We start from the raw sequence: 8,002 nt of genomic DNA, 5'->3' as shown, positions 1-8,002 counted from the left end.
GACGTCGGTACCGCGGATCTGCGTGCCGAAGCGCTCGGAGATCGCCAGGCCGGCGGCGTCGTCCTTGGCGCTGTTGATGCGCGAACCGGAGGACAGGCGCTGGATGGTGGTAGCCAGCGAGCTGCCGCTGGTGCTCAGGTTACGCTGAGCATTCAACGACATCGTATTGGTGTTGATGACTTGTGCCATGAGGAGAGGTCCTTGAGCGGTTGCACGTGAGTTGGGTCAGACGCCCCCGACGTGCCCCGGGGGCGGCTCATGTCAGCGCTGCAACAGGCTGAGCACGTTCTGCGGTACCTGGTTGGCCTGGGCCAGCATGGCCGTACCGGCCTGCTGCAGGATCTGGGTGCGGGTCAGTTCGGCGGTTTCCTTGGCGAAGTCGGTATCGCGGATGCGGCTGCGCGATGCGGACAGGTTCTCCGAGGAGGTCTGCAGGTTGGCGACCACCGAGGTGAAGCGGTTCTGGATCGCGCCGAGGTCGGCGCGGACGCTGTTGACCGATTCCAGGGCCTTGTCGACGATCGACATCGCCTTCTGTGCGCCTTCGGCGGTGGTGACGTTCAGGTCCTTGACGAAGCTGGCCGCTGCACCGGTCAGGGTGCCGCCGTTGGTGCTGGTCTCGGTCAGGCCCAGGCCGGCGATGGTCGCGGCGGTGACGCCGGCCGGCGGGGTTGCTGCGCTGACGCCCAGGGCGAAGGTCTGGCCATCCTTGACCGAAGCCAGGCTGATGACGCCGGCATTGACCGAGGCCACCACGCCGGTTTCACCCAGCTTGTTGTTGATCGCCGCAGCGGTGGCCGAGGTGATCGACTCGCCAGCCTTCACGGTGAAGTCGCTGATGGTGACCGTGGTGGCGGTGCCGCCCGGCGGGGTGACCGAGACCTGCAGGCCGGAGTAGGTGGTGTCGGCCGTGGCCTTGTCCACCGCCAGCGCGGTGCCGGTGTAGCCGTTGGCGAAGGTGGCAGCCCCCAGCGAATCGGCCTTGGCGTTGACCACGCTGTTGATGGCAATGGCCTGGCCGGCGTTGGCGCCCACCTGGAACAGCTGGCTGGTGAAGCTGCCGTCCAGCAGCTTGGTACCGTTGAAGTCGGCCTGCTTGGCCACACGATCGATTTCCGAGACCAGCTGGGTCACTTCGGCCTGCAGGGCCTTGCGGTCGCTGGCCGAGTTGGTGGCGTTGGAGGCCTGCACACCCAGTTCGCGGATGCGCTGCAGGTTGTTGCCGACTTCGTTCAGCGAACCCTCGGCGACCTGGGCCAGCGAGATGCCGTCGTTGGCGTTGCGGATGGCCACGTCCAGACCGCGGATCTGGGTGGTGAAGCGCTCGCTGATGGCCAGGCCGGCCGCGTCGTCCTTCGCGCTGTTGATGCGCAGGCCGGACGAGAGGCGCTGGATGGTGGTGGCGAGCGAGCTGCCGCTGGTGCTCAGGTTGCGCTGAGCGTTGAGCGACATCGTATTGGTGTTGATTACCTGTGCCATGGGGTCGTCTCCTCTTATATGGAACCCGTTGGTGAATGAAACGAAGCGCCGCCTGTTTTTTTGTGTGGCTGTGTGCTTCGCCGTTGCCAAATGAATAACGGCGCTTTGTCAACAACCTTTAGCCGTGAATTCCGCTGAAGCCAGAATTCGTTGCCTGAAGCTGTTTTCCCGGGGTTTTCAGCCCTGTTGCCAGGATGGAAGCGAGCCCGGGAGGGGCGGTCGGGCAGGGCCTGACCAGCGCTGATGAAGGTATCGGCGGGGTGCGACCCGGCTTGATGGGCAATCACGGAGAATCGGCCGGAGATGGCCAGAGGGCCGCGTGGTGGCGGGCAGGCGCGCAAACGAAAAAGGCCGCGATGCAGGGCATCGCGGCCTTTCAGGGGTGACGCAGGAGAGGCGTCAGCGCAGCTTGTTGAACAGCGACATCGACTGCATCTGCGAGAAGATCGTCTGCGCCGCCTGCAGTGCGGTGCTCTGCAGCTGGTACTGGCTCAGTGCATCGGCGTAATCCAGGTCGCGCATCTGCGACAGCGTGGTCTTCAGGGTCACGCCATTGGCCTCGCGCATCTCCGCCGCGTTGTCCAGCGCCTTCAACTGCGCACCACCGGCAGCGCGCGAATCGATCATCCGCTCCGAGGCGCGCGCGACGTCGCGCAGTGCGCTCTGCAGCTGATTCTGCTGCGCAGTCATCTGCGCGGTGGTACCGGTGTCGGCACCCAGCGCGGCGACCAGGTTGTCCATGGTGGCGAAGATGTCGCGGCTGCTGGCGGCCTGTACGCTGAAGCTGTCGCCCGCTGCAGGTGCGCCGGTGATGCGCAGGCGCACACCGTTCACTTCCAGGTCGTCGCCAGCCTTGTAGGTGCCGGTGCCGGTCACGTTGCCCGCACCATCCACCACCTCGTACTGGGTGCCGGTGGTGAAGCGCACGCTGAAGCCCTGGCCGTTCCAGCTGTCGCTGCCGTCGCGGGTGATGTTGGTCAGCACGCCGTTGCCGGTGTTGCCGGCCGCGGCGCTGCCGTCAACGAAGCCGTCGCCGGTGGGGATGCGCATGAAGATCTCGCTGCCGGGCAGGGCGTCGCGCACATAGGTATCGGGGCCGACTTCAACCTGGCGCTGGGTCTGGTCGCCGCGATAGACGACCTTGCCGTTGATCTTGGCGAACGGCGGGTCACCGTCGTTGGTGCCACCGAACACGTAGCGGCCGGTACCATCGTCGGCGTTGGCCAGCGACAGCAGGCCATCGCGGATCTGGTTGACCTCGGTGATCAGCGTCTTCTTGTCCGCCGCGCTCAGTGCCGGATTGCTGGCCTGGATGGTCAGATCGTTGACGCGCGCCATCAGGTCGTTGACCTGCGCCAGGGTGTTTTCCTGCACGCCCAGGCGGTTCTGCACATTGCCGGCGTTGAGCTTCATGCGGTCCAGTGCGGCCAGGCTGCGGTCAAGGCCGACTGCAGTGCCGGCGGCAACCGGATCGTCCTTGGCGCTGACGATCTTGCTGCCAGTAGCAATCTGCTGCTCCAGGTGGCTGAGCTTGGCCTGCTTGGCCATCATCAGCGACACCGACTGGTTGAACATCATGCTGGTGGAGATGCGGCTGCTCATCGGCGGACGGCCCCCAGGATGGTCTGGAACATGCTGTCGGCGGTGGAAATCAGCTGTGAGGCAGCCTGGTAGGCCTGCTGCAGGCGCAGCATGTCGGCGGCCTCTTCGTCCAGATTCACGCCGGAGACCTCGTCGCGGGCTTCCTGTGCCTTGTCATTGATCACCAGCTGCGCATCGAGCGAGTACTCGGCCGAGCGGGCGGCAGCGCCGACCTGGGTGGTCAGGCCACCCAGTGCACCGTTCAGTGTCACCGTTCCGGCGTTGAAGGCCTTCGTGCTTTCCACCTTGGCCAGCCTGGAGGCATTGCTGTTGTCCGACGAACCGGCCGGGGTCGGGGTGATGTTGAAGGTATCGCCCACCTTCGGCGCACCGTCCAGTACGAAGCTCCAGCCGTTGGCACTGATGGTCTGGCCAGGCGTATAGGTCTGAGGCGGGCCACCGTCGATGGTGTAGGTGGTCGCCGAGGTGAACACGATCGCCGACGGATTGCGCAGGTTCGCGTTGGCCGAATCGGTGACGGTGACGCCGCTCAGCTTGCCGGTACCGGTGTTGGCGGTGGCGGCTGCGCCCTTGACTGCGGCGGCCGCGGCAATGCGCGACGGATCGGTGATGGCCATCTCCAGGCTGCCGGCCACGCCGGCGGTGGGCTGCAGCAGGAAGCGGTCATTGGCCGCCGGGGTGCCGCCGACGACCAGGTTCACGCCGTTGATCACCAGCGGATCGGCGGCGGTGCCGGTACCGGTCAGGGGAATGCTGGCGCCGGTGTCGGCGCGGCTGGCCTTCCAGGTGGTGCCATCGAACTGCAGCACCACGTTCTGCGCGTCCAGTTTGCCCAGGTCGCCATAGGTGGCGCTGAGGCTGGCGGTTCCGGTATTGCTGTTGTTGCCGGTCACGCGCGGGCTGCCGATGTTGAAGAAGTCCCCGCCCATCTGGCCATACAGATCCACACCCTGGTGGTGGACCTGGTTGAAGCTCTCGGCCAGGCCCACCGCCAGCTTGCCCAGTTCGGCCTGCGCAGGCGTCAGCACGGTGTCGCGGAATTCCAGCAGGCCACCGATCTGGCCACCGACCGCCTTCGGGTCGAGACGGATGGTGTTGCCCTGGGTCTCCAGTGCCAGCTGCAGGCGCTCGGGCTGGTAAGGATCGGCCACGGTGGTGACCTTGGTCGCCGTGGTACCCACCACCAGCGCGTTGCCGCCGGCAGTGTAGACATTCATGATGCCGCCGTCCTGGATCACCGCGGTGCCACCGGTGTAGCCGATCAGCTGGGTGATCAGCTGATCGCGGCGGTCGAGCAGGTCCGGTGCAGCCGAGGCAATGTTGGTGCCGATGGCACCGTTGATCTGCGCGATCTCCTGCGCAAGGCGGTTGACCTCGGTCGCACCGGCCAGCAGGCCGTTGTTGACCTCGCTGTTGAGATTGTTCAGGTGCGTGTTGAGCTGCACGAAGCGGTTGGCCAGCGCCTTGCCACCGTCGAGCATGTTCTGGCGGTCGGCGGTGCCGGCCGCGTTGGACGACAGGCCACTGACCGAGTCGAAGAAGTTCGACCAGACGCCGGCCACGTTGGTGGCGGCATCGGAGAACAGGGCGTTGACCCGGTCGGCCATGCCCGAAAGCTGCTTCAGGCGCGCCAGCTCACCGCTGCTGTCGAGCAGGCGCGAGATCGCCAGCTGGTCGGCCGTGCGACGGATGTCGGTGATGCGGGTGCCGTTGCCGACCGTGCCGTAGCCATAGTTCTGTGGATCGGCGGTGGCGAAGTTGACCTTCTGCCGGCTGTAGCCGGGTGTATTGAGGTTGGCCACGTTGTGGCTGGTGGTCGCCAACGCTCGCTGGAAGGCGAGCAGGGCACCGGTACCGGTGGAAAGTACGCTGGACATGGTGTTCCTCAACGACGGGTGATACCCAGCGCCGCGGTCGCGGTGCTGGCGAAGGTCTGGCCAAGGCGCGAGCCGGCGTCGGCCACGGCGGCTACGGCGCGCTCGATGGTCGGGCCGCCGGCGATCGCAGCGATCTTGGCGGCGTAGCGCGGATCGGTGGCGTAACCGGCGCGCTGGAGGCCACGGGCGAAGCCCTGCACGTCGGTACCGGCCTGCAGGGCCTGCTGGTAGCGCGGGCTGGTCTTCAGCAGGCGCACGTAGTCGGCAAAGCTCTCGGCCGCTGAACCGTAGGCGCGGAAGCTGGCGGTTTCGTTGCGGCGCACGCCATCGACATATTCATGGGTGCCGGCCGTGGCGCGCTGGCCGTTCCAGCCAGTGGCCTTGATGCCGAACAGGTTGTGCGAGGTGCTGCCATCGGCATGCTTGATGTGGCGCTTGCCCCAGCCGGTCTCCAGCGCGGCCTGGGCGACCAGGGCGCGGGCATCCACGCCCAGTTCCCTGGCCGCGCTCTGTGCGTGCTGCCAGATACTGGCGACGAAGCCCTCCGGGGTATGCTCGCCGAGCTGGGCGACCGCGGTGCGCGTGGCCAGGGCATCGGCCGGGCTCACGGCCGTGCCGCGATTGCTGGCCGTCGCCGTCCACTGGTCGCTGTTGGCGGCCCAGTCCTCGCCCTGCAGGCTGCCGATGTACGGATTCTCGGTGCCCAGCGAGCGATGCAGGCCGCTGCTCTCACGGCCGGCGATCAGGTCCAGGGCCTGCTCCATCGGTGCCAGCGCGGCCTGCGCACCGTGCTGCGCGCCTGCGGCCATCTGCTGCAGCATGCGCACGGCCTGGCTGCCATCTTCCAGGGGCAGCGACGGTGCCGGCCTGGCCGGCGCGTTGAGCTGGTAAGCGCGGCTGGCCTTGGCCGGATCCACGCGGGTATCCAGTGCCGGACCTTCGGCGGCCTGGCCGGACAGCTGGCGGGTGATCATGCCGGACAGGCCCAGGCCCTTGCCGCGGGTCATCGCCTCGGCAATCTTCTGGTCGTACATGTCGCGGAACATCTTGTTCTCGCCGGGAAACAGCGAGTCGCCGAAGCTGGCATCGCGCATGCTCTTGACCAGCATCTGTGCGAACTGGCCCTCCAGCTGGCGAGCGACCTTGTCGATCTTCGCCGGATCGTTCTGCTGCGCCGGGTTCAGGTCGAATGCGGGATTGATGCGCATGTCAGATCACCTCAAGCTCGGCACTCAGTGCGCCGGCCTGCTTCAGGGCTTCCAGGATCGCGATCAGGTCGCCCGGTGCCGCGCCTACGGCGTTCACCGCATGCACGATTTCGTCCAGGGTGGTGCCGCCGCTGAACTTGAACATGCGGCTGCCGTCGTTGGTGGCGGTGATGGTGGACTGCGGGCTGGCCACGGTACGGCCGCCCGACAGCGCATTGGGCTGGCTGACGTTGGTGTTTTCCTGGATGGTCACGGTCAGCGAACCGTGCGATATCGCGGCCGGTCCCACGCGCACCTGTTGGCCGATGACCACGGTGCCGGTGCGTGAATTGACCACCACCTTGGCCGGGGCGCTGCCCGGGGTCAGTTCCAGGTTCTCGATGCGCGCCAGCAGGCCGATGCGTGCGCCCGGATCGGTCGGTGCGGTGACGGCGACGGTCACGCCATCGATCGCGCGTGCCGCGCCTTCGCCGAATGCGTTGTTGAGCGCGGCGACCATGCGCGAGACCGTGGTGAAATCGTTGTTGTGCAGGTTCAGGGTGATGTCGCCGCCGTTGGCCAGCGGATCGGGCAGGGCACGCTCCACGGTGGCGCCGTTGGGAATACGGCCGACGCTGGGCACGTTCACCGAGACACGGGAGCCGTCCTTGCCCTGCGCGCCAAAGCCACCCACGATCAGATTGCCCTGGGCGATGGCATAGATCTGGCCATCGGCGCCGCGCAGCGGGGCCATCAGCAGCGAGCCGCCGCGCAGCGACACCGCGTTGCCGATCGAAGACACCGTGATGTCGATCGGCTGGCCCGGCTTGGCGAACGGCGGCAGTTCGGCGTGGATCGCCACGGCGGCCACGTTCTTCAGCTGTGGATTGACGTTCGGCGGCACGTTCACGCCCAGCTCGCCAAGCAGGTTTTTCAGGCTCTGCACGGTAAAGGGCGCCTGGCTGGTACGGTCGCCGCTGCCATCCAGGCCGACCACCAGGCCATAGCCCACCAGCGCATTGCCGCGCACGCCGCCGACCTGGGCGAGGTCTTTGATGCGCTCGGCGCTGGCCGGGGCGGCCACGATCAGCAGCATCAGCGACGCGATCAACGCCACGCGCCGCTGCCAGGAAGGAGAGAAGGAGAAGTTCATGGCCATACTCAGAACGGCGTCAGGCCGGAATTGAAGAAGCGGCTCAGCCAGCCCATCGCGTTGGACTGCGCGACCGGGCCGCGGCCGCCGTAGACGATGCGGGCCTCGGCCACGCGGCTGGAAGGGATGGTGTTGTCCTGGCTGATGTCGCCCGGGCGCACGATGCCCTGCACCTGCACCAGTTCATCGCCCTGGTTCAGCCGCAGGTTCTTCTGCCCCTGCACCACCAGGTTGCCGTTGGGCAGGCGCTGGATCACCGTGACCGTGACGCTGCCCTGCAGGCGGTTGCTCTGCGCGCTGTTGCCCTTGCCGGTGAAATCACGCGCGCCCTTGGCGGTGGCACTGAGGATGTCCTTGCCGCCCAGGGTGACCGGCGCACCAAGGATGGACGGCGTGCCCAGGCTCAGGTTGGATTCCTTGTTGGTGGCTGTGTTGGCGCTGGTCTGCGCGGTGGTGTTTTCCAGCAGGGTGATCGTCAGCAGGTCGCCGACATCGCGTGCGCGGCGGTCCGAGTACAGCTGCAGGGTCGGGCCAGCGGCGTAGATCGCACCGGCGGTGGGCGCGGCCTGCGGCGGCATGATCGGCTGGATCGGTGCCATCGCCGGATAGGGGCGCACGTCGCCCGCGATCACGCAGCCACCGAGCAGGGCGACCACGGTGCAGGAGAGGGCAGTACGGGCGAGGTTGGAAATGGGCGACATGGC

7 protein-coding genes are annotated in these 8,002 nt (G+C 67.0%); all 7 read right to left on the bottom strand.

Annotation, left to right across the window (positions count from 1 at the left end; genetic code table 11):
- On the bottom strand, window positions 1-189 hold a 189-nt coding region (locus tag AC5P74_RS10430), incomplete at its 3' end, for a flagellin N-terminal helical domain-containing protein (protein WP_180850687.1).
- A 72-nt stretch (window positions 190-261) separates the two neighbouring features.
- Window positions 262-1,479, bottom strand: coding sequence for a flagellin (locus AC5P74_RS10425; RefSeq protein WP_005416451.1), 1,218 nt, complete (start codon window positions 1,477-1,479; stop codon window positions 262-264).
- A gap of 399 nt (window positions 1,480-1,878) precedes the next feature.
- Window positions 1,879-3,081, bottom strand: coding sequence for a flagellar hook-associated protein FlgL (gene flgL / locus AC5P74_RS10420; protein WP_053496687.1), 1,203 nt, complete (start codon window positions 3,079-3,081; stop codon window positions 1,879-1,881).
- Window positions 3,078-4,958, bottom strand: a complete 1,881-nt coding sequence (gene flgK, locus AC5P74_RS10415) for a flagellar hook-associated protein FlgK (protein WP_053496686.1) — start codon at window positions 4,956-4,958, stop codon at window positions 3,078-3,080. The genes flgL and flgK overlap by 4 nt, the downstream gene beginning before the upstream one ends.
- Before the next feature lie 8 nt (window positions 4,959-4,966).
- A complete protein-coding gene (gene flgJ, locus AC5P74_RS10410) occupies window positions 4,967-6,166 on the bottom strand; it encodes a flagellar assembly peptidoglycan hydrolase FlgJ (RefSeq protein WP_346607190.1) in 1,200 nt (399 codons plus the stop codon).
- Window position 6,167: 1 nt separating this feature from the next.
- Complete coding sequence (locus AC5P74_RS10405; protein WP_053496702.1) at window positions 6,168-7,298, bottom strand: flagellar basal body P-ring protein FlgI; 1,131 nt, start codon at window positions 7,296-7,298, stop codon at window positions 6,168-6,170.
- A gap of 8 nt (window positions 7,299-7,306) precedes the next feature.
- A complete protein-coding gene (flgH, locus tag AC5P74_RS10400) occupies window positions 7,307-7,999 on the bottom strand; it encodes a flagellar basal body L-ring protein FlgH (protein ID WP_171956917.1) in 693 nt (230 codons plus the stop codon).
- Window positions 8,000-8,002: the final 3 nt, after the last annotated feature.

The sequence above is a fragment of the Stenotrophomonas sp. YJH_SMC_94-11 genome, assembly GCF_059370435.1.
Note: the sequence above shows the minus strand (reverse complement) of the source record. Positions and strands in the feature narration are given on the sequence as shown.